This is a genomic window from Serratia sp. BFP-2025 (assembly GCF_050880365.1).
Taxonomy (GTDB): domain Bacteria; phylum Pseudomonadota; class Gammaproteobacteria; order Enterobacterales; family Enterobacteriaceae; genus Serratia; species Serratia surfactantfaciens.
Genome location: NZ_JBPAFV010000001.1, coordinates 2018138 through 2043133 on the forward strand (window position 1 = coordinate 2018138; position 24996 = coordinate 2043133).

23 protein-coding genes are annotated in these 24996 nt (G+C 61.5%); 12 read left to right on the plus strand and 11 right to left on the minus strand.

Annotated elements, in window-relative coordinates:
* Positions 1-24 precede the first annotated feature (24 nt).
* The 3 genes from phoP (at position 25) to ACRAWE_RS09505 (ending at position 3365) form a co-directional block, all read left to right on the plus strand.
* The gene (gene phoP, locus ACRAWE_RS09495) at positions 25-696 is read left to right on the plus strand and encodes a two-component system response regulator PhoP (protein WP_004941169.1); all 672 of its coding nucleotides are present in this window, start codon (positions 25-27) and stop codon (positions 694-696) included.
* 5 nt (positions 697-701) lie between these two features.
* Positions 702-2159 (plus strand): two-component system sensor histidine kinase PhoQ, encoded by a 1458-nt coding sequence (gene phoQ, locus ACRAWE_RS09500; protein ID WP_025160271.1) that lies wholly within the window; start codon positions 702-704, stop codon positions 2157-2159.
* Positions 2160-2243: 84 nt separating this feature from the next.
* Entirely contained in the window at positions 2244-3365 is a 1122-nt protein-coding gene (locus tag ACRAWE_RS09505; protein WP_432525277.1) for a JmjC domain-containing protein, read from the plus strand.
* 40 nt (positions 3366-3405) lie between these two features.
* On the opposite strand, the gene ACRAWE_RS09510 is transcribed toward ACRAWE_RS09505, so the two are convergent.
* Entirely contained in the window at positions 3406-4494 is a 1089-nt protein-coding gene (locus ACRAWE_RS09510; RefSeq protein ID WP_432525578.1) for a malate/lactate/ureidoglycolate dehydrogenase, read from the minus strand.
* Positions 4495-4581: 87 nt separating this feature from the next.
* Entirely contained in the window at positions 4582-5811 is a 1230-nt protein-coding gene (gene pepT / locus ACRAWE_RS09515; protein ID WP_019454794.1) for a peptidase T, read from the minus strand.
* A 57-nt stretch (positions 5812-5868) separates the two neighbouring features.
* On the opposite strand from pepT, the gene ACRAWE_RS09520 reads away from it, so the two are divergent.
* From ACRAWE_RS09520 to potD, 5 genes are all read left to right on the plus strand, one after another.
* On the plus strand, positions 5869-6159 hold the full coding sequence (locus ACRAWE_RS09520; RefSeq protein ID WP_139285533.1) for a hypothetical protein: 291 nt from the start codon (positions 5869-5871) through the stop codon (positions 6157-6159).
* Positions 6160-6167: 8 nt separating this feature from the next.
* Positions 6168-7283, plus strand: coding sequence for a spermidine/putrescine ABC transporter ATP-binding protein PotA (gene potA, locus ACRAWE_RS09525; RefSeq protein ID WP_019454793.1), 1116 nt, complete (start codon positions 6168-6170; stop codon positions 7281-7283).
* On the plus strand, positions 7267-8127 hold the full coding sequence (gene potB, locus ACRAWE_RS09530) for a spermidine/putrescine ABC transporter permease PotB (RefSeq protein WP_432525278.1): 861 nt from the start codon (positions 7267-7269) through the stop codon (positions 8125-8127). The genes potA and potB overlap by 17 nt, the downstream gene beginning before the upstream one ends.
* Positions 8124-8906, plus strand: coding sequence for a spermidine/putrescine ABC transporter permease PotC (gene potC, locus ACRAWE_RS09535; protein WP_019454791.1), 783 nt, complete (start codon positions 8124-8126; stop codon positions 8904-8906). Before potB ends, potC begins: the two co-directional genes overlap by 4 nt.
* Positions 8907-9133: 227 nt before the next feature.
* On the plus strand, positions 9134-10177 hold the full coding sequence (gene potD, locus ACRAWE_RS09540; protein ID WP_019454790.1) for a spermidine/putrescine ABC transporter substrate-binding protein PotD: 1044 nt from the start codon (positions 9134-9136) through the stop codon (positions 10175-10177).
* A 48-nt stretch (positions 10178-10225) separates the two neighbouring features.
* Here the strand turns inward: potD and cobB are convergent, their stop codons facing one another.
* The 5 genes from cobB to lolC all read right to left on the minus strand — a co-directional run bounded on the left by cobB (position 10226) and on the right by lolC (position 15271).
* On the minus strand, positions 10226-11062 hold the full coding sequence (gene cobB, locus ACRAWE_RS09545; protein WP_019454789.1) for a Sir2 family NAD+-dependent deacetylase: 837 nt from the start codon (positions 11060-11062) through the stop codon (positions 10226-10228).
* 91 nt (positions 11063-11153) lie between these two features.
* Positions 11154-12071 (minus strand): N-acetylglucosamine kinase, encoded by a 918-nt coding sequence (nagK, locus tag ACRAWE_RS09550; RefSeq protein ID WP_063919248.1) that lies wholly within the window; start codon positions 12069-12071, stop codon positions 11154-11156.
* A 53-nt stretch (positions 12072-12124) separates the two neighbouring features.
* Positions 12125-13372 (minus strand): lipoprotein-releasing ABC transporter permease subunit LolE, encoded by a 1248-nt coding sequence (lolE, locus tag ACRAWE_RS09555; protein WP_211129523.1) that lies wholly within the window; start codon positions 13370-13372, stop codon positions 12125-12127.
* On the minus strand, positions 13372-14076 hold the full coding sequence (gene lolD, locus ACRAWE_RS09560; protein ID WP_004941120.1) for a lipoprotein-releasing ABC transporter ATP-binding protein LolD: 705 nt from the start codon (positions 14074-14076) through the stop codon (positions 13372-13374). The genes lolE and lolD overlap by 1 nt, the downstream gene beginning before the upstream one ends.
* Entirely contained in the window at positions 14069-15271 is a 1203-nt protein-coding gene (gene lolC / locus ACRAWE_RS09565; RefSeq protein WP_063919246.1) for a lipoprotein-releasing ABC transporter permease subunit LolC, read from the minus strand. Before lolC ends, lolD begins: the two co-directional genes overlap by 8 nt.
* A gap of 38 nt (positions 15272-15309) precedes the next feature.
* On the opposite strand from lolC, the gene ACRAWE_RS09570 reads away from it, so the two are divergent.
* Both ACRAWE_RS09570 and mfd read left to right on the plus strand, forming a co-directional pair.
* The gene (locus tag ACRAWE_RS09570) at positions 15310-15570 is read left to right on the plus strand and encodes a hypothetical protein (RefSeq protein WP_019454785.1); all 261 of its coding nucleotides are present in this window, start codon (positions 15310-15312) and stop codon (positions 15568-15570) included.
* Positions 15571-15580: 10 nt separating this feature from the next.
* Positions 15581-19054, plus strand: coding sequence for a transcription-repair coupling factor (gene mfd / locus ACRAWE_RS09575; protein ID WP_019454784.1), 3474 nt, complete (start codon positions 15581-15583; stop codon positions 19052-19054).
* A 32-nt stretch (positions 19055-19086) separates the two neighbouring features.
* Here the strand turns inward: mfd and ACRAWE_RS09580 are convergent, their stop codons facing one another.
* Positions 19087-20187 carry a GGDEF domain-containing protein gene (locus tag ACRAWE_RS09580; protein ID WP_154746998.1) on the minus strand — a complete coding sequence of 367 codons (1101 nt, stop codon included), beginning with the start codon at positions 20185-20187 and terminating at the stop codon, positions 19087-19089.
* Positions 20188-20388: 201 nt separating this feature from the next.
* On the opposite strand from ACRAWE_RS09580, the gene ACRAWE_RS09585 reads away from it, so the two are divergent.
* On the plus strand, positions 20389-20874 hold the full coding sequence (locus ACRAWE_RS09585; protein ID WP_432525279.1) for a heme-degrading domain-containing protein: 486 nt from the start codon (positions 20389-20391) through the stop codon (positions 20872-20874).
* A 232-nt stretch (positions 20875-21106) separates the two neighbouring features.
* Positions 21107-22795 carry a C4-dicarboxylic acid transporter DauA gene (gene dauA / locus ACRAWE_RS09590; RefSeq protein ID WP_432525280.1) on the plus strand — a complete coding sequence of 563 codons (1689 nt, stop codon included), beginning with the start codon at positions 21107-21109 and terminating at the stop codon, positions 22793-22795.
* Between the two features lie 49 nt (positions 22796-22844).
* Here dauA and kdsA read toward each other — a convergent pair whose 3' ends face one another.
* From kdsA to ACRAWE_RS09605, 3 genes are read right to left on the minus strand one after another with little or no spacing between them, the layout of a single operon-like run.
* Positions 22845-23699 carry a 3-deoxy-8-phosphooctulonate synthase gene (kdsA, locus tag ACRAWE_RS09595; protein ID WP_432525281.1) on the minus strand — a complete coding sequence of 285 codons (855 nt, stop codon included), beginning with the start codon at positions 23697-23699 and terminating at the stop codon, positions 22845-22847.
* Positions 23700-23757: 58 nt separating this feature from the next.
* Entirely contained in the window at positions 23758-24567 is an 810-nt protein-coding gene (sirB1, locus tag ACRAWE_RS09600) for an invasion regulator SirB1 (RefSeq protein ID WP_432525282.1), read from the minus strand.
* Positions 24564-24965, minus strand: coding sequence for a SirB2 family protein (locus ACRAWE_RS09605; RefSeq protein WP_171455054.1), 402 nt, complete (start codon positions 24963-24965; stop codon positions 24564-24566). The genes sirB1 and ACRAWE_RS09605 overlap by 4 nt, the downstream gene beginning before the upstream one ends.
* Positions 24966-24996: the final 31 nt, after the last annotated feature.

Consider the following 24996-nt stretch of genomic DNA (forward strand, 5'->3'; position numbering starts at 1 on the left):
CCCGCATAGTCTCAGGAGTTCGCCATGCGAGTACTGGTTGTTGAAGATAATGGTTTGCTGCGCCACCACCTTTCCGTTCAGATGCGCGAGATGGGTCACCAGGTTGACGCGGCGGAAGACGCCAAAGAAGCCGATTATTTCCTGCAGGAGCATGCGCCGGATATCGCCATCGTCGATCTCGGCCTGCCGGGTGAAGATGGCCTGAGCCTGATCCGCCGCTGGCGCGCGCACCAGACCAAGCTGCCGATCCTGGTGCTGACCGCCCGCGAAAGCTGGCAGGACAAAGTGGCGGTGCTGGAAGCCGGCGCCGACGACTATGTCACCAAGCCGTTCCACCTGGAAGAAGTGATCGCCCGCATGCAGGCGCTGATGCGCCGCAACAGCGGCCTGGCCTCACAGGTGATCGTGCTGCCGCCGTTCCAGATCGATCTGTCGCGCCGCGAACTGAGCGTCAACGATCAGCAAATCAAGCTGACCGCTTTTGAATACACCATCATCGAGACCCTGATCCGCAACGCCGGCAAGGTGGTGAGCAAGGATTCGTTGATGCTGCAGCTCTACCCTGACGCCGAACTACGCGAGAGCCACACCATCGACGTGCTGATGGGCCGCTTGCGCAAGAAGGTGCAGGCGGAATACCCGCATGAAGTGATCACCACGGTACGTGGCCAGGGCTATCGTTTTGACGCGAAGTGAACATGATGTTCAACAAGAATAAAAAACCGTTTTCGCTACGCGCCCGTTTCCTGATGGCGACCGCCGGGGTGATCCTGGCGCTGTCGCTCTCTTACGGTTTGGTGGCGGTCGTCGGCTATATCGTCAGCTTCGATAAAACCGCCTTCCGCCTGCTGCGCGGCGAAAGCAACCTGTTCTTCAGCCTGGCGCAGTGGAAAGACAACAAACTCACCATCGCCATTCCCCCCGACATCGATCTCAACTTCCCCACGCTGGTGTTTATCTACGACGATAAAGGCAACCTGCTGTGGAGCCAGCGTAAGGTGCCGGAGCTGGAGAAGCTGATCAACAAAGAGTGGCTGGAGGAGTCCGGCTTCTACGAAATTGACACCGATACCCGCATCAGTAGCGAAGTGCTGGGGGATAACCCCAAAGCGCAGGATCAGCTGAAGAATTATGATGATACCGATCAGAACGCGCTGACCCACTCGGTGGCGGTCAACACCTATGCCGCAACGGCGCGGCTGCCGGCGCTGACCATCGTGGTGGTCGACAGTATTCCGCAAGAGCTGCAGCGCTCCGACGTGGTGTGGGAGTGGTTCAGCTATGTGCTGCTGGCCAACCTGCTGCTGGTGGTGCCGCTGCTGTGGCTGGCGGCCTATTGGAGCCTGCGGCCGATCAAGGCGCTGGTCAATCAGGTGGGCGAGCTGGAGAACGGCGAGCGCGATCAGCTGGATGAGAATCCGCCCAGCGAGCTGCGCGGGCTGGTGCGCAATCTGAACATTCTGGTGCGCAACGAACGCCAGCGTTACACCAAATATCGCACCACCCTGTCGGATCTGACCCACAGCCTGAAAACGCCGCTGGCGGTGCTGCAAAGCACCCTGCGTTCACTGCGCAGCGGCAAGCAAACCACCATCGAAGAAGCCGAGCCGATCATGCTGGATCAGATCGGGCGCATCTCGCAGCAGATCGGTTACTACCTGCACCGGGCCAGCATCAACTCCGGCCAGACGGTGTTGACGCGCGAGATCCACTCGGTGCCGGCACTGCTCGACAGCCTGGTGGTGGCGCTGAACAAGGTTTATCAGCGCAAAGGGGTGGTGATCACGCTGGACATCTCGCCGGAAGTGACCTTTATGGGCGAGAAGAACGACTTTATGGAAGTGATGGGCAACGTGTTGGAAAACGCCTGCAAATACTGCCTGGAGTTCGTGGAAATCACCTCGCTGCACTCCGAGAAAAACCTCACCATCGTTATCGACGATGACGGCCCGGGCATCCCGGAAAGCAAGCGCCAGCTGATCTTCCAGCGCGGCCAGCGGGTGGATACTCTGCGGCCCGGTCAGGGCCTTGGCCTGTCGGTGGCGGCGGAGATCATCGAACAATACGACGGCGAAATCGTCATCAGCGACAGCCCGCTCGGCGGCGCGCGCATGCAGGTTACCTTCGCCCGCCAGCACGACACCCACCACAACGAGTAAATTATGCCTCTGCGGCCCCGATCCACGGGGCCAAACTTCCGTTATAATCGCACTCAGGCTCACTCCTCTATCCTGGAATAGAACATGGATTATCAATTAGATCTGGACTGGAACGATTTTTTGCAACGTTATTGGCAAAAGCGTCCGGTGATTCTGAAGCGCGGCTTCAAAAACTTTATCGATCCGATCTCCCCGGATGAGCTGGCCGGGCTGGCGATGGAAAACGAAGTGGACAGCCGTCTGGTCAGCCACCAGGACGGCCGTTGGCAGGTTGCGCACGGCCCCTTCGAGAGCTTCGACCACCTGAGCGAAAACAACTGGTCGCTGCTGGTGCAGGCGGTGGACCACTGGCATGAGCCTTCCGCCGCGCTGATGCGCCCGTTCCGCCAACTGCCGGACTGGCGGATGGATGACCTGATGATCTCCTTCTCGGTGCCGGGCGGCGGCGTCGGCCCGCACCTCGATCAGTACGACGTGTTCATCATTCAGGGCACCGGCCGCCGTCGCTGGCGCGTTGGGGAAAAAACACCGCTGAAACAGCACTGCCCGCACCCGGATCTGCTGCAGGTGGAGCCGTTCGACGCCATCATCGACGAAGAGATGGAGCCGGGCGACATTCTCTACATTCCGCCGGGCTTCCCGCATGAAGGCTACGCGCTGGAAAACGCGCTCAACTACTCGGTGGGCTTCCGCGCGCCGAACGGCCGCGAGCTGGTGAGCGGCTTCGCCGACTACGTGCTGGCACGCGAGCTGGGCAGCAAGCGCTACGGCGATCCGGACGTTACACTGCGCGAACACCCGGCGGAGATCCTGCCGCAGGAAGTGGACGCCTTACGGCAGATGATGCTGGATCTGGTGCAACAGCCGGAACACTTCCAGCACTGGTTCGGCGAGTTTATCTCCCAGTCGCGCCACGAGCTGGATCTGGCGCCGCCGGAGCCACCGTATCAGGCCGGGGAAATCTACGAACTGCTGCAACAGGGTGAAGCCCTGCAGCGCCTGGGCGGGTTGCGCGTGCTGCGCATCGGCGATCGCTGCTTCGTCAACGGCGAGCTGATCGACACCGACCAGCTACAGGCCGCAGACGCCCTGTGCCAGCACTTCAGCGTCGACGCCGCCCTGCTCGGCGACGCGGTGGACGATCCGTCATTCCTGGCGCTGCTGACCGCGCTGGTCAACAACGGCTATTGGTACTTTAACGACTGATTGCCGTCACGCGAACAAGCCACCCTTCGGGTGGCTTTTTTTATGCCTGCCGCGCCTGCGCGCGATAATCCGCCAGCTCCCCCGCCGTTATGCCGGCCTGCTCCGCCGCAGCGCAAATCTGCTGCCAGGTCGTGGCGTCGATCGGAATGCCCTGCTCCAGCCGCGCCGCGCGGTTGGCCTCCTCCCACTCTCCCGGCACCGCAATCGGCTGTTCGCCGCTCGGCGGCGAAGCTTTGACCCAGCCGATAAACGCTTCGGCCTCGGCCTGCATTTGCGGGGCGTCAAAAGCCTGAGGATCGAGGATCAGGGTTGTCATGCAGTTGAAAATGGCGTCGCTGTCGGCTTTCAGCGTAGCGTCATGGGTGGTGCGACCACCGGAGAGCGCGCCGCCGAGGATTTCGCACATCGCCGCCAGCGCGTAGCCTTTGTGCAAACCGAACGGCAGCAGCGAACCGAACGGCGCTTCGTGCATCACTTTCGGCTCGGTGGTCGGCTGACCGTGTTCGTCGATCAGATAGCCCGGCGCCACCGACAACCCTTTGTTATAGGCCACCCGCGTCTTGCCGAAAGCGATGCCGCTGGTGGCGAAGTCCAACAGCAGCGGCGTGCGGCCCGGCCGCGGGAAAATGGCGCAGAACGGGTTGGTGCCGAAGCGGCGATCGCTGCCGCCAAACGGCGCCACCATCGGATCGCCCACCACGTTGACGAAGTGAATCGAGATGAAACCGGCGCGGGCGCACTGTTCCGCCCAATGGCCGATGCGGCCGATATGGTGCGAGTTGTGTAGCGCCACCGCCGCCAGGCCCAGCTCGCCGGCGCGTTCAATGCCCAGCGCCATCGCTTCGCTGGCCACCACCTGACCGAAGCCGCGTGCGCCGTCGAGCGTCAGCACTGCGCCGGCGTCGCGCACCACCTCGGCATGTTGATTAAGCTGCAATTGCCCCTGTGCCAACGACGCCATGTAGCTGGGGATCATGCCGACGCCGTGCGAGTCGTGCCCGGCTAGATTGGCCTGCACCAGATGGTCGGCCACCAGCTCGGCTTCACGCGCCGTGCTACCGGCCTGGCGCCAAATCGCCTGAACGAACTGCGCCAAATGCGGGCTGGCGATGCGGTATTCGGTGCTCATCATGTGGTCCTTATGCGTGGGGAATAGGCTTCCACACTATGAGCAACACCTTGTTGCGGCAAGCGATTATGCCGATCGCAAGCGTGTTTACCGCGCCCGCTCGGCGGCCAGCGCCGCGATGCGCATGATTACCGCTACCGCTTGCTCCATGCCCTCCAGCGTCACGAACTCGTGCTTGCCGTGGTAGTTGTAGCCGCCGGTGAACAGGTTCGGGCACGGCAGGCCGCGGAACGACAGCTGCGCGCCGTCGGTGCCGCCGCGGATCGGTTTCATCACCGGTTCGATGTCGCAATCGCGCATCGCCTGCTGCGCCAGCGCGATCACGTGCGGGTGCTCCGCCACCTGTTCGCGCATGTTGTAATAACTGTCTTCGATGCTGACTTCAATATAACAATCGCGCGGCAGGCCTTTGCCGACCTCGCGGGCGATGTCCACCATCTTGCGCTTGCGCGCCTCGAACCCCTCGCGCTCGAAGTCGCGCAGGATGTAGTGCATTTCTGCGCGCTCTACGCTGCCCTTGATGCTGCTAAGGTGATAAAAGCCCTGGTAACCTTCGGTGGTTTCCGGCGCTTCGTCCGCCGGCAGCGCCTGATGAATGCGGGTGGCCAGCGACAGCGCGTTGACCATCACGCCCTTGGCACTGCCGGGGTGCACGCTGTTGCCAAGGATTTTGATCGTCACCGAGGCGGCGTTGAAGTTTTCGCACTCCAGCTCACCGACGCCGCCGCCGTCCACGGTATAGGCCCATTCGGCATTGAAGGCCGCGACGTCGAACAGCTGCGCCCCCTTGCCCACCTCTTCATCCGGGGTGAAGGCCACGCGAATGTCGCCGTGCGGGATTTTGCGCGCGCGCAAGCGCGCCATGGCGGTGAGGATCTCGGCAATGCCGGCCTTGTCATCGGCACCCAGCAGCGTTTTGCCGTCGGTGGTGATCAGCGTCTGCCCCAGCATCTGATGCAGGATCGGGAACATCACCGGCGACAACACCTCATCGCCGATGCCCAGCGCAATGTCGCCGCCGCGATAGTTCTCGACGATCTGCGGATTAACGTGCTTGCCGCTGAAATCCGGCGAGGTATCCAGATGGGCGATAAAGCCGACCGCCGGCACCGGCCAGGCGACGTTGCCCGGCCAAGTGCCCATCACGCAGCCGTGTTCGCTGAGCGACACCCGCTCGAAACCGAGCGCGATCATTTCCTGCTGCAACGCGCGCGCCAGCTTCAACTGCCCGTCGGTGCTCGGCACATGCTTTACGTTCGCTTTGGACTGGGTGTCGAAAGAGACGTAGTTGAAAAAGCGGTCAAGTAATTTGTCCATGGTAGCGGCCCCTCAGAATATCGCGTTTCATTATGCGGAACCGATCAGGATCAAATATTGCGTCAGGTCATTTTTAACCAGAATTCGCCAATATCATTAATCTTTGTGATGATTTCAGAGGGAAATAACACTGTCATCACAGGGTCATTTGTCGCTATCATGATGAAAAACGCGGCATCTGGGCCGGATCGGCTTTCAATTCCGGCATTCAGCGTCTATCATGCGCGCTCGAAAAATTTCCATTGGCGCAACTGGTTTGAGCTTCATTTGATCAGCGGGCATTCCCGCAAGCTCCGGCAGTCTTTTCCAGTTGCGGTTCTATCTGCATTAGCCCACGGGATAGAGTAAGACGATAAATGACTGAGACATCCTCTCGCGCACCCCTTGTTGAACTGCATGCCCTGAGCAAAGCGTTCGATGGCAAAACCATCATTGCCGATCTCGGACTGACCATTAACCACGGCGAATTCCTCACTATTCTCGGCCCCTCCGGCTGTGGCAAAACCACGGTGCTGCGCCTGATCGCCGGGCTGGAAGACGCCGATCGGGGCCGCATCGTGCTCGACGGCCAGGACATCACCGCAATCCCGGCCGAACATCGCCACGTCAACACCGTGTTTCAGAGCTATGCCCTGTTTCCGCACATGTCGGTGTTCGATAACGTCGCCTTTGGCCTGCGCATGCAAAAGGTGCCGGCGGCCGAACTGACGCCGCGCGTCGAAGAAGCACTGCGCATGGTGCAGCTGGACGACTTCGCCCAACGGCGGCCGGGCCAGCTCTCCGGCGGCCAACAGCAGCGCGTGGCCATCGCCCGCGCGGTGGTCAACAAGCCGAAGGTGCTGCTGCTGGACGAATCGCTGTCGGCGCTGGACTACAAGCTGCGCAAGCAGATGCAGAACGAACTCAAGGCGCTGCAGCGCAAGCTGGGCATCACCTTCGTGTTCGTCACCCACGATCAGGAAGAAGCGCTGACCATGTCGGATCGCATCGTGGTGATGCGCGAAGGCCGCATCGAGCAAGACGGCACGCCGCGTGAGATCTACGAAGAGCCGAAGAACCTGTTCGTCGCCAGCTTCATCGGCGAGATCAACATCTTCGACGCGGTGGTCCTGCAACGCCTCGATCCACAGCGGGTGCGCGCCAACGTCGAGGGCCGCGAATGCGACATCTACGCCGATCTGCCGGTAGAACCGGGCCAAAAGCTGAAGGTGCTGCTGCGTCCGGAGGATCTGCGGGTGGAAGAAGTGAACGACAGCGCGCAACACGACGGGCTGATCGGCTACGTGCGCGAACGCAACTACAAAGGCATGACGCTGGAATCGGTGGTCGAGCTGGAGAGCGGCAAGACGGTGATGGTCAGCGAGTTCTTCAACGAAGACGATCCGGACGTCGATCACTCGCTCAATCAGAAGATGGCGGTGACCTGGGTCGAAAGCTGGGAGGTGGTGCTGGCCGATGAAGAAATCGCGTAAAGTCTTCCAGAATGTGGTGATCGTCGGCGTCGTCGCCTGGCTGCTGCTGTTCGTCTTCATGCCGAACCTGATGATCATCGGCGCCAGCTTCCTGACCCGCGACGACGCCAACCTGGTGCAAATGGTGTTCACGCTGGACAACTACCGCCGCTTGTTCGATCCGCTGTATGCCCAGGTGCTGCTGCACTCGCTGAACATGGCGCTGATCGCCACCCTGTGCTGCCTGGTGATCGGCTACCCGTTCGCCTTTATCCTGGCGCGGTTGCCGCAGAAGATGCGGCCGCTGCTGCTGTTTCTGCTGATCGTCCCCTTCTGGACCAACTCGCTGATCCGCATCTACGGCCTGAAGCTGTTTCTCAGCACCCGCGGCTATCTCAACGACGCGCTGCTGTGGATCGGTGTTATCGACAAGCCGCTGCGCATCATGTACACCTCGGAAGCGGTGATCCTCGGCCTGGTGTATATCCTGCTGCCGTTTATGGTGATGCCGCTCTACTCCAGCATCGAGAAACTCGATAAATCCTGCCTGGAGGCGGCGCGCGATCTCGGTGCCAGCAAGCTGCAAACCTTTGTCCGCATTATCGTGCCGCTGACCATGCCGGGCATTATCGCCGGCTGCCTGCTGGTGATGCTGCCGGCGATGGGGCTGTTCTTCGTCGCCGATCTGATGGGCGGCGCCAAGAATCTGCTGATCGGCAACGTGATTAAAAGCCAGTTCCTCAATATCCGCGACTGGCCGTTCGGCGCGGCCACCAGCATCTGCCTGACGCTGGTGATGGGGCTGTTGCTGCTGGTTTATTACCGGGCCGCACGCCTGCTGAACAAGAAGGAGGATCTGGCATGATCGGACGTCTGCTGCGCGGCGGCTTTATGACGCTGGTATACGCCTATCTGTATATCCCGATCGTCATTCTGATCGTCAACTCCTTCAACGCCTCGCGCTTCGGCATCAGTTGGCAAGGGTTCACCACCAAGTGGTACAGCACGCTGCTCAACAACGACAGCCTGCTGCAGGCGGCGGGCCACTCGCTGACCATGGCGGTGCTCTCCGCCACCTTCGCCACGCTGATCGGCTCGCTGACCGCGGTAGCGCTGTACCGCTACCGCTTTCGCGGCAAACCATTCGTCGGCGGCATGCTGTTCGTGGTGATGATGTCGCCGGATATCGTGATGGCGATTTCGCTGCTGGTGCTGTTCATGCTGCTCGGCATTTCGCTCGGCTTCTGGTCGCTGCTGTTCTCGCACATCACCTTCTGCCTGCCGTTTGTGGTGGTGACCGTCTACGCGCGCCTGAAAGGCTTCGACGTGAAGATGCTGGAGGCCGCGCGCGATCTCGGCGCAAGCGAGTTCACCATTCTGCGCAAGATCATCCTGCCGCTGGCATTGCCGGCGGTAGCGGCCGGCTGGTTGCTGAGCTTCACCCTGTCGATGGACGACGTGGTGGTCTCCTCCTTCGTCACCGGACCGAGCTACGAGATCTTGCCGCTGAAGATCTATTCGATGGTGAAAGTCGGCGTTTCGCCGGAGGTCAATGCGCTGGCCACCATTTTGCTGTTGCTGTCGCTGGTTCTGGTGATCGCCAGCCAGTGGGTGATGCGCGATCGCTCGCCCAAGGCCGAGTAATCCTTCCCGTCGGGCGCTGCGGCGCCCGTCTCTTTCATTGGCCGCAGTGATATGCCAGCGGCCGTTTTTGCTCGCCCCGACTCGGTTAACCCGCTGATTTGCCGCTGGGATAACCGCCTTTACCCACCCCGCCCCGGCCCCTATAATGGCCCCTTTCTGGGGTATGGCGCAGCCGACAAACGGCGGCTCATACGGGTTCGGCTCACTACTGCTGAAGGATACGCTGCATGAAAAAGTGGTCACATCTGCTCGCAGCCGGGATGATGGCGCTGAGTATCTGCTCTGCAAACGCCTCTGACGGCAAAACACTGTACTTCTATAACTGGACTGAATACGTCCCGCCGGGGCTGCTGGAGCAGTTCACCAAAGAAACCGGCATCAAGGTGATCTATTCCACCTATGAATCCAACGAAAGCATGTACGCCAAGCTGAAGACCTACAAGGACGGCGCGTACGATCTGGTGGTGCCCTCCACCTACTTCATCGCCAAGATGAGCAAGGAAGGCATGCTGCAAAAAATCGACAAGAGCAAGCTCAGCCACTTCAAGGATCTCGATCCTACCCTGCTGAACAAGCCGTTCGATCCCAACAACGACTACTCCATCCCTTACATCTGGGGCGCCACCGCCATCGGCGTCAACAGCGACGCGCAGGATCCGTCCACCGTCACCGCCTGGGCCGACCTGTGGCAACCGCAGTACAAAGGCCGCCTGCTGCTGACCGACGACGCGCGTGAAGTGTTCCAGATGGCGCTGCTCAAGCTGGGCTATTCCGGCAACACCACCGATCCGAAAGAGATCGAAGCCGCCTACCACGAGCTGCAGAAATTGATGCCGAACGTGCTGGCCTTCAACTCCGATAACCCGGGTAATCCGTTTATGGAAGGGGAAGTCAACGTCGGCATGGTATGGAACGGTTCTGCCTTCGTGGCACGCCAGGCCGGCACGCCGCTGGAGATCGTCTGGCCGAAGGAAGGCGGCATCTTCTGGATGGATAGCCTGGCCATTCCGGCCAACGCGCGCAACGTAGAAGGAGCGCTGAAGCTGATCGACTTCCTGCTGCGGCCGGAAATCGCGGTGCAGGTAGCGGAAACCATCGGTTACCCGACGCCGAACCTGGCGGCGAAGAAGCTGCTGTCGCCGGAGATCGCCAACGACCCGTCACTCTACCCGGATAAAGCGGTTATTGAGCACGGCGAGTGGCAAAACGACGTCGGCGACGCCAGCACGCTGTACGAGAGCTACTTCCAAAAGCTGAAAGCCGGGCGCTAACACGCCCCGCCATCCTATCAGGGCGCGCATTGCGCCCTGATGCCTTTCTCAGGGCCGGTCGGCCCGCGCCACCTTGCCCACCAGGAACTTGTGCACAAAACGCGGCACCACTTCGCTGGCCAGGCCGTAGTGTTTCTCGTCGAACTGGCTCTCCACCTGGCTCGGTTCCAGGTTCAGCTCCATGGCGTAAGCGCCGCCCAGCCGCGCCTCATGCACGAAGCCGGCCGCCGGATAGACGTGGCCAGAGGTGCCGATGGCGACGAAGAAATCGGCCTTGCTCAGCGCCTGGTAGATGTCGTCCATGCCCAGCGGCATCTCGCCAAACCACACCACGTGCGGCCGCAGCGGCGCCGGGAACTGGCAGCAGTGGCAACGGTCGTCGACGCTGAGATCGCCGGGCCATTCGAACACCTGGCCCGACTGGGTGCAGCGCACCTTCAGCAATTCGCCGTGCATGTGCAGCACCCGCTTGCTGCCGGCGCGCTCATGCAGGTTATCGATGTTTTGCGTGACCAGCAGGAAGTTGTCCCCCAGCCACTCTTCCAGATCCGCCAGCGCGCGGTGCGCGGCGTTCGGGGCGATCTCTTCCATCTGCAGCTGGCGGCGGCGTTCGTTGTAAAACGCCTGCACCAGCGCCGGATCGCGCTGAAACCCTTCCGGCGTGGCGACGTCCTCCACCCGGTGTTCTTCCCACAGCCCATCCGCGGCGCGGAAGGTGCGAATGCCCGATTCGGCCGAAATGCCGGCCCCGGTCAACACCACCACAAACGGCTTTTTCAGCTCGGCCGCCGCCATGGTGTCACGGTGAAAAATGCGTGAACGAAAGCGCTGATGCAGCACATGCTTACTCTTGCGAAACTGACACAGCCGATGGCGAGTGTGCATTAACTCTCTCCTTACTTTTCCCTGTTTACCCTTCTTACTGGACGTTGAGGCGTTGTTGGCTGCATACATTCACGCCTGGCCTCAATGCCCATTACGTTGGGCGAGCCAAATTGAGGAACGCCGCGCCGCGCACGCCGCCGGCGTCGCCATAGCGCGCCTTCTCGATACGCGGCAGCCGGGCCACCCGCAGCAGGTGCGCCGGCAGCCGCTGCGGCAACGCCTGGTAGATGGCGTCGAAGTTCGACAACCCGCCGCCGATCACCACCAGGTGCGGATCCAGCACCGTCAGCAGGTTACCCAGGCAGATTGCCAACACGTCCATAAAGCGGTCTACATGAGCCGCCGCCTGCGGCTCACCCGCCTGATAATGCGCAATGATCTCGGTGGCGGGCAAGCGCCGGCCGTAGAAATGAGCGTACATCCATTCGAAACCGCGGCCCGATATGTAGTTTTCAATGCAACCCTGATGGCCGCATCCGCAGGCAACGCGAGGCACATCACGCCCCAGTACCTCAAGCGCGTCCACCGGCAGGCGCAAATGACCGAACTCGCCGGCGATATAGTTGCGCCCCGGCACCGTCTTGCCGTCGACGATCAGGCCGCCGCCCACGCCGGTTCCGAGGATGATGCCCAACACCGTCGGGTAGCGGCGGAACTCCTCGTCCCAGGCCTCCGACAGCGCAAAACAGTTGGCGTCGTTGTCGACCCGCACCTCGCGCCCGATCAGCGCCGCCAGATCGCGCGGCAGCGGCCGCCCCATCGCCGCCGGCACGTTGGCGGTAAACAGCGTGCCGTCATCGTCGTTGGGCAGGCCCGGTATGCCGATGCCGACGCTGCCGCGCCGGCCGCAAAACGCATCCGCCTCAAGGGTCAGATCGCACAGCGTGGCCAGCAGCTGCCGGTAATCTTCACGCGGCGTCGGCACCCGCTTTTGCCAAATGCGCTGCAGCTTATCGTCGAACACCCCCAGCTCAATCTTGGTGCCGCCCATATCGAAACCGTAGTACATAACCGATCCCCCGGCTAAAAAAACGGGGCGGCATCGCTGCCTCCCCGTGGGTTTTATTGTCCGCTCAGCACCCGCGCCGGATCGATGCGGCTGGCGCGCCTGGCCGGATACCAACTGGCCAACAGGCTGAGCACGATGGCGGTCGCCAGCACGATCAGCACGTCCAGCCAGTGCAGCTCCGAAGGCAGGAAGTCGATGAAGTAGATATCGCCCGACAGGAAAGAATGGCCGACCAGCGTCTCGATGCCGCGGATAATGTTGGTCAGCTGCAGCGAAGCGATCACCCCGATCACCACGCCGCTCAGGCTGCCCAGCAGCCCGGCCAACAGCCCGTACCAGATGAAGATAGCGCGGATAAAGCCGTCTTTGGCGCCCAGGGTGCGCAGCACTGCGATGTCGGCGCTTTTGTCTTTTACCGCCATCACCAGCGTGGAAACGATATTGAAGCAGGCCACGCCGATCACCAGCACCATCGCCAGATACATGATGGCGCGGATCATCTGGATGTCGCGGTACATGTAGCCGTATTTGCCGATCCAACTTTTGATGTAGATATACGAATTGGTCACTTCGCCGGCGTCGCGCACCAGTTTGTTGGCGGCGAACACGTCGTTCACCTTGATGGCGATACCCGTGACGCTGTCACCCATGTCGAGATACTGCTGCGCGTCGGCCAGCGGCACCAGCGCCAGGCTGTGATCGAGCTGGCCGCTGAGCTGCAGAATGCCGGTCACGTGCAGGCGAATGCGCTTCGGCTGCAGCAGCTTCATCTCCGGGTCGCTGTTGGGAATCATGACCGTCACATAAGCGCCCTGCTTGACGCCCAGCGCGTCGGCCACGCCTTTGCCGAGGATCACCTGCTGCTCGCCGGGCTTGAAGTTGGCCCAGGCGTCGCCCTGCACATACTGCGGCAGCGCGCTCAGCCGGCTCTCCTGCTGCGGATCAACGCCTTTGACTTCCACTGCGCGCAGTTGCGCGCCGTTTTCCATCAGGCCGGTGAAATTGATGTAAGGCGCGGCGGCCAAAATGCCCGGCACCTTTTCCACCCGCTGCAGAATCGACGGCCAGCCGCTGAACGGCTGATTGACCGGCTCCAGCTCGCCGTGCGGCACCACCGCCAGAATGCGGTTCTTCAGCTCGCGCTCAAAACCGTTCATCGCGCTCAGCCCGACGATCAGCACCGCCACCCCCAGCGCAATGCCGATGGTGGAGATAACCGAGATCAGCGACACCATGCCGCCGCGTTTACGGCCGCGGCTGAAACGCAGGGCCGTCAGGAAGGACAGTGAGGCTCCCGCCATTACTCGGCCCCCATCAGGGTCAGTTGCGCCTGCAGGTGGCCGTCGGCCATTTCCAACTGGCGGCTCAGGCGTTTGGCCAGCTGCAGATCGTGTGTCACCACCAGAAAAGCGGTGCCCTGACGCACGTTCAGCTCGCCCAGCAGATCGAAGATGCTGTCCGCGGTGCGTTTGTCCAGGTTACCGGTCGGTTCGTCCGCCAGCACCAGCGCCGGGTTGTTGACCAGCGCACGCGCGATCGCCACGCGCTGACGCTCGCCGCCGGAGAGCTCTGACGGGCGGTGTTTGCTGCGTTTTTCCAACCCGACCGCCGCCAGCATCTCCCGCGCCTTCTCCTGCGCCTGCGCCGGTTTGGCCCCACCGATCAGCAGCGGCATGGCGGCGTTTTCCAGCGCGGTGAAATCCGGCAACAGATGGTGGAACTGATAGATGAAGCCCAGCTGGCGGTTGCGCAGCTCGGCCTTGGCCGCCGAAGACATGGCGTTCAGCGATTCGCCCTTGAAAATCACCTCGCCGGAGGTCGGCGAGTCCAGCCCGCCCAGCAGGTGCAACAGGGTGCTCTTGCCGGAACCCGAGCTGCCGACGATCGCCATCATCTCGCCCTGCTGCATGGCAAAGCTGACATTGCGCAGCACATCGGTGTGCAGATTGCCTTCCTGATAGGTCTTGCACAGGTTGTCACACTGCAGCAAAAGATGGTTACTCATAACGTAAAGCCTCAGCGGGTTGTACGGCGGCAGCGCGCCATGAAGGATAAAGCGTGGACAACAGGGAAACCGCCATCGCCACCACGGCGATGATCGTCACCTGCAGCGGATCGACCGCCACCGGCAGCGAAGCGCCGTCGATCAAGGCGCCGAGGATCGGCATCAGATTGTTCAGGTTGGTGGCCAGCAGCACGCCGAGCAGCGTGCCGAGCAGCGAACCGATGATGCCGGCGCTGGCGCCTTGCACCATAAATACCGACATGATCTGGCGGCGAGTCAGCCCCTGAGTCTGCAGAATGGCGACTTCGCCCTGCTTCTCCATCACCAGCAGGCCGAGCGAGGTAATGATGTTAAACGCCGCCACCGCCACGATCAGGCTGAGCAGCAGCCCCATCATGTTCTTCTCCATGCGCACCGCCTGGAACAGCTCGCCCTTGCGATCGCGCCAGTCTTTCCAGACCGTGCCCGGCGGCAGCGCCTGTTGGCTGAGCGTATCGACCGTCAACGGCTGTTGCAGGAACAGGCGCCAGCCGGTGATATTGCCGGCCGGGTAGCGCATCAGGCGCGAAGCGTCCTGTTGGTTGACCAGCATCTGATAGCCGTCCACTTCGCTATTGGCGTGGAAGGTGCCGATAAGGGTGAACAGACGCTGGCTGGGAATGCGGCCCATCGGCGTGAACTGACTGGCGCTCGGCACCATCACGCGCAGCGAGTCGCCGCGCTTGACGCCGAGTTGCCCCGCCAGCTGTTCGCCGATGATGATGTTGTATTGGCCCGGCTGCAGCTGCTGCTGCTTGACGTTGACCAGATACGGCGTCAGCGGATCGGTTTCGTCGGGATTGACGCCGAGCATCACGCCGACCGCCACGCTGCGGGCGCTTTGCAGCACCACGTCACCGGTGGTCAGCGGCGCGACGCGCGTGACGCCCTGCAGCTTCTGCACCTCGGAGGCCGGCAGCTGCTGCGGGTTGACCGATCCTTGCGGACTGGTGACCAGCGCCTGCGGCATCAGGCCGAGGATGTTGTTCTCCAGATCCTTTTCGAAACCGTTCATCACCGACAGCACGGTGACCAACGCCATCACCCCCAGCGTAATGCCGATGGTGGAAAGCCAGGATACAAACCGCCCAAAGCGGTCTGAGGCTCGCCCGCGCATGTAGCGCAGGCCAATGAATAACGCGACAGGTTGATACATGAAATCCGTTTGATAGCCGTGGCTTAAGCAAAGTGATCATGGATAATAAAGGCTCTCCCTCGTTTAGGGAACACCCGACGGCCTTTTATTGCGTGGCGGCGAAGAGGGAGACGGCGGCAGCTTCGCGCGTTCTTTATCCTCAGCCGCAAAAAACCGGTGGCATTAACCGGTTAAATAACAGGCAGAAAATTGATGGGCAGCGCTTTTTGCTGTGTCAGTTTGCCGGCCGCTGGGCTACTATAAACAGCATAAAGGCGCTGGGTTATCCGTGCCGGGACGCCATCCAACACATTGATTAAAGATACCTGAATGAGCACTTCCGATAGCCGTAACCGTTCCTCATCCCCCCGTTATTCTCTGCCCGATCGCGCGGGCGATCTGCGCCAGCTGGGGCAACTGACCGGCGCGGCCTGCGCCGTGGAGTGCGCCGAGATCGTCGAACGCCACAATGGCCCGGTGATGCTGATCGCGCCGGACATGCAAAACGCCCTGCGGCTGCGCGACGAGATCCAGCAGTTCACCGACCAGATGGTGACCACCCTGTCCGACTGGGAGACCCTGCCGTACGACAGCTTCTCGCCGCACCAGGAGATCATCTCCGACCGTTTGTCGAGCCTGTATCATCTGCCGACCATGGCGCGCGGCGTGATCATTCTGCCGGTCAACACCCTGATGCAGCGCGTCTGTCCGCACGAGTTCCTGCACGGCCATGCGCTGGTGATGAAGAAAGGCCAGCGCCTGTCGCGCGACAAGCTGCGCGCGCAGCTGGAACAGGCCGGATACCGCAGCGTCGATCAGGTGATGGAGCACGGCGAATTCGCCACCCGCGGCGCGCTGCTCGATCTCTACCCGATGGGCAGCGACGAGCCTTACCGCATCGACTTTTTCGATGACGAAATCGACAGCCTGCGCATCTTCGACGTCGACACCCAGCGCACGCTGAGCGAAGTCGAAGCCATCAATCTGTTGCCGGCCCACGAGTTCCCCACCGACAAGAACGCCATCGAGCTGTTCCGCAGCCAGTGGCGCGAACAGTTTGAGGTACGCCGCGACGCCGAACATATCTATCAGCAGGTCAGCAAAAGCGCCTGGCCCGCCGGTATCGAATACTGGCAGCCGCTGTTCTTCAGCCAGCCGCTGCCCTCGCTGTTCAGCTACCTACCGGCCAATACGCTGATCGTCAACACCGGCGATCTGGAGAGCGCCGCCGAGCGCTTCTGGCAGGACGTCAACCAGCGTTACGAAAGCCGCCGCGTCGATCCGATGCGCCCGCTGCTGGCGCCGGATACGCTGTGGCTGCGCGTCGATGCGCTGTTCGGCGAGCTGAAGGCCTGGCCGCGCATCGCGCTGAAAACCGATGAGCTGCCGGCCAAGGCCGGCAACACCAATCTGGATTACCATGCCCTGCCCGATCTGGCGGTGCAGGCGCAACATAAATCCCCGCTGGATAACCTGCGCCGCTTTATCGAAGGCTTCGACGGCAGCGTGATCTTCTCCGTCGAAAGCGAGGGGCGGCGTGAAACGCTGCAGGATCTGCTCGGCCGCATCAAGCTGGCGCCGGCGCTGATCCAGCGTCTCGATCAGGCGGAAACTGCGGGCCGTTACATGATGGTCGGCGCCGCCGAACACGGTTTCCTCGACGGCCTTCGCCAGCGGGCGCTGATCTGCGAAAGCGATCTGCTCGGCGAACGCGTCAGCCGCCGCCGACAGGACAACCGGCGCACCATCAACACCGATACCCTGATCCGCAACCTGGCGGAGCTGCATCCCGGCCAGCCGGTGGTGCACCTGGAGCACGGCGTCGGCCGCTACGTCGGCCTGACCACGCTGGAAGCCGGCGGCATCAAGGCCGAGTACCTGATCCTCTCCTACGCCGGCGAGGACAAGCTGTACGTGCCGGTCTCATCGCTGCACCTGATCAGCCGTTACGCCGGCGGCGCAGACGAAAACGCCCCGCTGCACAAGCTGGGCGGCGACGCCTGGACGCGCGCGCGGCAGAAAGCGGCCGAACGGGTGCGCGACGTGGCGGCGGAGCTGCTGGATATTTACGCCCAGCGCGCCGCCAAGGCCGGTTTCGCCTTCAAGCATAACCGCGAACAGTACCAGCTGTTCTGCCAGACCTTCCCGTTCGAAACCACGCCGGACCAGGAACAGGCGATCAACGCGGTGCTGAGCGACATGTGCCAACCGCTGGCGATGGACCGCCTGGTGTGCGGCGACGTCGGCTTCGGCAAAACCGAAGTGGCGATGCGCGCCGCCTTCCTGGCGGTGGAAAACGGCAAACAGGTGGCGGTGCTGGTGCCGACCACCCTGCTGGCGCAGCAGCACTTCGACAACTTCCGCGATCGCTTCGCCACCTGGCCGATCCGCATCGAGATGATGTCGCGCTTCCGCAGCGCCAAAGAGCAGCAGCAGGTGCTGGACGACGCGGCCGAAGGCAAGGTAGACATCATTATCGGCACCCACAAACTGCTGCAGAGCGATCTGCGCTGGAAAGATTTGGGGCTGCTGATCGTCGATGAAGAGCACCGCTTTGGCGTGCGCCACAAGGAGCGCATCAAGGCGATGCGCGCCGACGTCGATATCCTGACGCTGACCGCCACGCCGATCCCGCGTACGCTGAACATGGCGATGAGCGGCATGCGCGATCTGTCGATCATCGCCACTCCGCCGGCGCGCCGGCTGGCGGTGAAGACCTTCGTGCGCGAATACGACAGCCTGGTGGTGCGCGAAGCGATCCTGCGCGAAGTGCTGCGCGGCGGCCAGGTTTACTACCTCTACAACGACGTGGAGAACATCGAAAAAGCGGCGCAGCGCCTGGCGGAGCTGGTGCCGGAGGCGCGCATCGCCATCGGCCACGGCCAGATGCGCGAGCGCGATCTGGAACGGGTGATGAACGATTTCCACCACCAGCGGTTCAACGTGCTGGTGTGCACCACCATCATCGAAACCGGCATCGACATCCCCAGCGCCAACACCATCATCATCGAGCGGGCCGATCGCTTCGGCCTGGCGCAGCTGCATCAGCTGCGCGGCCGCGTCGGGCGTTCGCACCACCAGGCTTATGCCTATCTGTTGACGCCAAACCCGAAAGCCATGGGCACCGACGCCCATAAACGACTCGAAGCCATCGCGTCGCTGGAAGATCTCGGCGCCGGTTTTGCGCTGGCGACTCACGATCTGGAGATCCGCGGCGCCGGCGAACTGCTGGGCGAAGACCAGAGCGGCCAGATGACCACCGTCGGCTTCTCGCTTTACATGGAATTGCTGGAAAGCGCCGTCGATGCGTTGAAAAACGGCCGCGAACCGTCGCTGGAAGATCTCACCAGCAACCAGACCGAAGTGGAGCTGCGCATGCCGGCGTTGCTGCCGGAAGACTTCATTCCCGACGTCAATACCCGCCTGTCGCTGTACAAGCGCATCGCCAGCGCGAAGAACGAGGGTGAACTGGATGAGCTGAAGGTCGAGCTGATCGACCGCTTCGGTCAGTTGCCGGATGCAGCGCGCAACCTGTTGCAGTGCGCGGCGCTGCGCCTGCATGCGCAGAAGCTGGGGATCAAGCGCATCGAGAGCAACGAGCGCGGCGGCTTTATCGAGTTCGGCGATAACAACCGCGTCGATCCCGGCTATCTGATCGGTCTGCTGCAGGGCAATCCGCAGGTTTACCGCCTGGACGGCCCAAGCAAGCTGAAGTTCACGCTCGATCTGGCCGACCGTCAGAAGCGCCTGACGTTCACCGAAGAGCTGCTGAACGCCTTCCGCGAACACACGCTGGCGGCCTGAGGCAACGCCCCCGCCATCACGGTGGGGGCGGCCTATTCGCGCGGGAAACCGGCGCCCAGCGGGGCCAGCTGCATCACGCGACTGGTCACCACCCGGTTTTTACCGCCGCGTTTCGCCTCATACAAGGCTTCATCGGTCATGGCGATCGCTTTGTCCACCGTCATGCCGGGCAAATACAGCGACACGCCGATGGATATCGTGATGTGCGCCTCGTCGTGCGCATTCAGCAAGAACGTCGAACTTTCCACCGCGCTGCGAATGCGCTCCGCCACCCCGCCGATGACCTGCGGATCGTAGCTGGCGGTGATCACCATAAATTCCTCGCCACCGTAGCGCCCGACGAAATCCTCGTTGCGCACGCTGTTTTGCAGCAGCCGGCCGACGCTGGCCAGCAGCACGTCGCCTGCCGGGTGGCCGTAGGTATCGTTAACCTTTTTAAAGTCATCCAGATCGAGGATCATCAGCCCGCACGGGCGGCGCTCGACGCGCTGCAGCATCAGCTGGTAATCGACGCTGGCGCGGTTGTTGATATGGGTCAGGCTGTCGGTGGTGGCGCGTGCGCGCATCGCGAAATAGGCGTAAATATGACGCTCTTTGAAATTCAGCGCATGGTAACAAATCGCCAGACAGAGCGCGGACATCGCCTGATACAGCAGCACGTCCAGCCACAGCCCGCTCATATCCATCAATAACCACACCACGGCAATACGATACAGTGCAATGGCACCGATCGTCAGATAAAACGTCCAGTGGGATTTCTTCAGCCACACCCGCGACAGCAGCAGCGGCACCAGAATCGAGGCGATAAACAGATTATCGACGGTGAAGCCGCCGGTCAGCGCCATGGCGAACAGAAAGCTCACCAACCCGCTGACGCCGCCGCCGAAGAAGGTCACCAGCACCATCGGGATCATCGCAAAGCTGTAGTGCACCTTATCGTTCAGCAGCAGCCGATCCTGGCTTAAATAGAGCACCGCCACCCCGGCCAGCAGGCCGAAAACGATGCGTTTCCACAGTGCGGAACGGTAGGAGAAAGGGGCGTTTTTACTGAGGACGAAATAGCTTATCGACAACGTGGCGTAGGTAATGCAAGCGTCGCTGTAAATGGCGGGAATAGACACAATGTAAGTCATAAAGAATCAGCGCGCTCCTCGGGATCGCCAGGGGTGTAATGTACAGACGTTGAATAACGCATCCCTGTCGTCTCCGCTTCGGCGGCGGGTATTTTACACAGTCTAGTAATAGAGTAGCAGTTCTATCTTATCACCAAGCCGTCTATCTCACGGCGAACGCTTCGGGCTACTCTGTGCGTTGTGTTATCGGGGGAGAACCACATGAATATCGACGATGAACTGCACGCGCTCAGCGAACAGGAAGCGACGCTGGCCTTTACGCATTTTGACGCCGCTACCGCCTGGGAGCTGGGCGCCGCGCTGAAAACCGCCGCCAAACGGCGCGGCCTGAGCATCGCCATCGAGATCCAACTTGCCGGGCAGACGCTGTTTTATTACGCCATGCCGGGCGCAACGCCGGACATCGCCGACTGGGTGCGGCGCAAACGCAATCTGGTGAACCATTTTCACAAAAGCTCTTACGCCATCGGCCTGCGCCTGCAGCAGCGGCAAACGTCGCTGGAGGAGCGTTACGGGCTGAGCGTGCGCGACTATTCGGTACACGGCGGCGCCTTCCCGCTCAATCTCGCCGGCCTCGGCTGCGTCGGCAGCATCAGCATTTCCGGCGCGCCGCAGAAAGAAGACCACCAGCTGCTGGTGAGCACTTTAGCCGATTTTCTCGGCTTACCCTTACCCGCCCTTCACTAACCGTTAAAACCTCGCGTATTCCTCTGCTGTACAGCCGCAGAATCTGCGGCTGACTTACCCGACAACGGTATTTAGCGCCGGATAAAACGGCGACTCTCTGATTTCCTGCCCCAAATTGACACAGGTCTGGTAATCCGCTGAACAAAAGGCGTATGGTATCTGTCACGTGACAAGACGGACCTCATCGGGCCCGCCATTCCTTTCACTTTTGAAGATTTGGTACGCACCGTAGATGAAAACGCATGAAATAAACAGAATTCGCCCCTTCAGCGCGCTGATAGACGCCTGTTGGCGGGAACCTTATAGCCTGGCGCGGTTGCTGAAAGACGCCATCGCCGGGGTGACGGTCGGCATTATCGCCATCCCGCTGGCGATGGCACTGGCGATCGCCAGCGGCGTACCGCCGCAGTACGGCCTGTATACCGCCGCCATCGCCGGCATCGTCATCGCCGTCAGCGGCGGTTCGCGCTACAGCGTCTCCGGCCCCACCGCCGCCTTCGTGGTGATCCTCTATCCGGTCTCGCAGCAGTTCGGCCTGGCCGGTCTGCTGGTCGCCACGCTGATCTCCGGCATATTTCTGCTGCTGATGGGGCTGGCGCGTTTTGGCCGGCTGATCGAGTACATTCCGCTGCCGGTGACGCTCGGCTTTACCTCCGGCATCGCCATCACCATCGCTACCATGCAGATCAAGGACTTCTTTGGCCTGCAGCTGGCGCACACACCGGAAAATTACGTCGGCAAGCTGTACGCCTTGCTGCAAGCGCTGCCAACGTTGGATCTCGGCGATACGCTGATCGGTGCGGTGACGCTGCTGATCCTGATATTTTGGCCCAAACTCGGCCTGCGCGTGCCCGGCCATCTGCCGGCGCTGCTGGCGGGCACTGCGCTGATGGGGTTGCTGACCCTGTTTGACCACCCGGTGGCGACCATCGGCTCCCGCTTCAGCTACCTGCTGGCCGACGGCAGCAGCGGTCAGGGCATTCCGCCAATTCTGCCGCAGCTGCTGCTGCCCTGGCATCTGCCGGGCGGCGGCGGGCAACCGTTCAACCTGAGCTGGCAAACCGTTTCCGCGCTGCTGCCGGCGGCATTTTCAATGGCGATGCTCGGCGCGATTGAATCGCTGCTGTGCGCGGTGGTGCTCGACGGCATGACCGGCAAGAAGCATAACTCCAACAGTGAACTGATCGGCCAGGGCGCGGGCAACATCATTGCGCCGTTCTTCGGCGGCATCACCGCAACCGCCGCGATTGCCCGTTCGGCGGCCAACGTGCGCGCCGGTGCCACCTCGCCGGTGTCCGCCATCATCCACGCGCTGCTGGTGCTGTTGGCGCTGCTGGTGTTGGCGCCGTGGCTCTCGTATCTGCCGCTGGCGGCGATGGCGGCGTTGCTGCTGATGGTCGCCTGGAACATGAGCGAGGCGCACAAGGTGGTTTATCTGCTGCGCCGGGCGCCGAAGGACGACATTTTGGTGCTGCTGCTGTGCATGTCGCTGACGGTGCTGTTCGACATGGTGATCGCCATTACCGTCGGTATCGTGCTGGCGTCGCTGCTGTTCATGCGCCGCATCGCCCGCATGACGCGGCTGAGCGAGCTGAGCGCCGGTGACGGCCGCCTGGTGCTGCGGGTGAACGGCCCGCTGTTCTTCGCCGCCGCCGAGCGCATCTTCACCGAACTGCTGGCGCGCAGTGAGGGCTACCGGACGATCGTGCTGCAGTGGGATGCGGTGCCGGTGCTCGACGCCGGCGGGCTGAGCGCCCTGCGGCGCTTTATCGACGTGCTGCCGGCGGACAAAAAACTGGTGATCACCGATGTGCCGTTCCAGCCGCTGAAAACCCTGGCGCGCGCGCGGGTGCAGCCGATCGAGGGCCGCCTGCAGTTCTACCCGACGCTGCCGGAAGCGCTGGCGGTCACCGAGGCCTAAACGTAAAAAAGCCCGACGAGTCGGGCTTTTTTTTTATGGCGCGGAGCGCTTAGTTGCTGGTATCCAGCTCCGGGAAGCTCTTCACCAGGTCGTCGATGGCTTTCATCTGCGCCAGGAACGGTTCCAGCTTGTCCAACGGCAGCGCGGACGGGCCGTCGCACTTGGCGTTTTTCGGATCCGGGTGCGCTTCGAGGAACAGCCCTGCCAGGCCAACCGCCATACCGGCGCGCGCCAGCTCGGCCACTTGGGCGCGACGGCCGCCGGACGCGGCGCCGAACGGATCGCGGGTCTGCAGCGCGTGGGTCACGTCGAAGATCACCGGATGACCGCCGGTGACGTTCTTCATCACGTTGATGCCGAGCATGTCGACCACCAGGTTGTCATAGCCAAAGTTGCTGCCGCGATCGCACAGGATCACCTGATCGTTACCGCCTTCTTTGAACTTGTCGACGATGTTGCCCATCTGCCCCGGGCTGACGAACTGCGGCTTCTTGACGTTGATCACCGCGCCGGTTTTCGCCATCGCTTCCACCAGATCGGTCTGACGCGCCAGGAAGGCCGGCAGCTGGATCACGTCAACCACTTCGGAAACCGGCTGCGCCTGCGCCGCTTCGTGCACGTCGGTGATGATTTTCACGCCGAAGGTTTTTTTCAGCTCTTCGAAGATCTTCATTCCTTCTTCCAGGCCCGGACCGCGGTACGAGTGAATGGAAGAACGGTTGGCCTTGTCGAAAGAGGCTTTGAATACGTAAGGAATGCCCAGTTTTTGCGTCACGGTGACGTAGTGCTCGCAGATGCTCATCGCCAGATCGCGCGATTCCAGTACGTTCATACCGCCAAACAGCACAAACGGCAGATCGTTTGCTACGTCGATGTCGCCAATGCTAACTAATTTCTGTTTCATGCTTTCGCCTTTGTTGAGGTTATAACCATCGCCTTGCAAACTACACGGAGCCATTGAATTAATGCAGCGTCACCTGTTTCGGCTCAATCGAATGGATCTGTACTTTGATCACTTCGCTGACCGGGTCTTCAGGACACTGCTCGACAAAATAGTTGAGATCGGAAATCGCGATGTGGTTGCACTCCAGCTGGGCGTAAATCAGCCCACGGTCGCGGATTTCGTAGGGATCTTCCGGATCGAAGCACAACACCGTTTCGCTGGTGCGCAGCGCCATTTCCAGCTGTTTTTCTTCCATCAGGGCGGCCTTCAGCGTATCCAGCATCTTGCGCACCACCAGGATGTTCTCCGACTCATCGAGGTCGTCGTCTTCCAGTTCGGCACCCAGCCCCAGGTTGCCTTTGATCCACACTTCCAGCTGGTGCTCGCTCAGGGTTTCGCCGTTCAGCGGGTTGATCAGCCACAGCTCTTCGTCCAGCCAGTCGGCACGCAGGATCAGCTGAGTGGGGAAAATCACCGGCAGCAGCGGCAGATCCAGCGCGTTGGCGATGTGCAGGAAAATGGTGCCCAGCGAGACCGGCGTGCCCTGCCGCCCTTCCAGCACCTTGTCCAGCCAGATGGCGTCCGACAGGCGGTACACGCCGCTGGCGCCGCCGAATCCCCAGGTCTTGTAGAACAGTTCAATGAGCGCATCCAGTTGCTGCTCCTGAGTGATATCGGCCGGCACCACCGCACGTGCTTCGTCCACCAGCTGTTGCAGCTTGCGCTCCACGTCAGCAGCGGGAAAATCGCGCCGCACCGACTGCGACACCAGGATCACCCCTTCGCTCAGCGGCGAGGTGTTAAATTCAAAATCAGCAATGCTACTCATAGGTATCCCATCAGAAACGGTATTTTCGTCGTGGCAAGTTTAATTATCAGATACAGACAGCCCAAGGCCAGCACGAACGCCACGGTTCGCAGCCGCTGACTTTTGGTCTTCTTGCCCAATGCGACGTAGCCAAGCAGGATATAGATAATAACGCCAAACAGCTTCTCGGTCAGCCATGAGTCCATACCCAGCAGCGGATAAAACCCGAACGTCACCACCAGCGCGATGCCGCTGACGAACAGCAGCGTGTCGTTCAGGTGCGGCGCTATCTTGACCCAGCGGCGGCCCATGATCGGCGAGCGGCGCCACTGCCAAAAGAAACGCAGCACAAACAAGGTAATACTGATGGCGACCGTCAGCAAATGGAAATGTTTCAACGCGGTGTATGCAGTCATGATGCTCCCTTAAATAGCTCGGGCGTCGTTATTA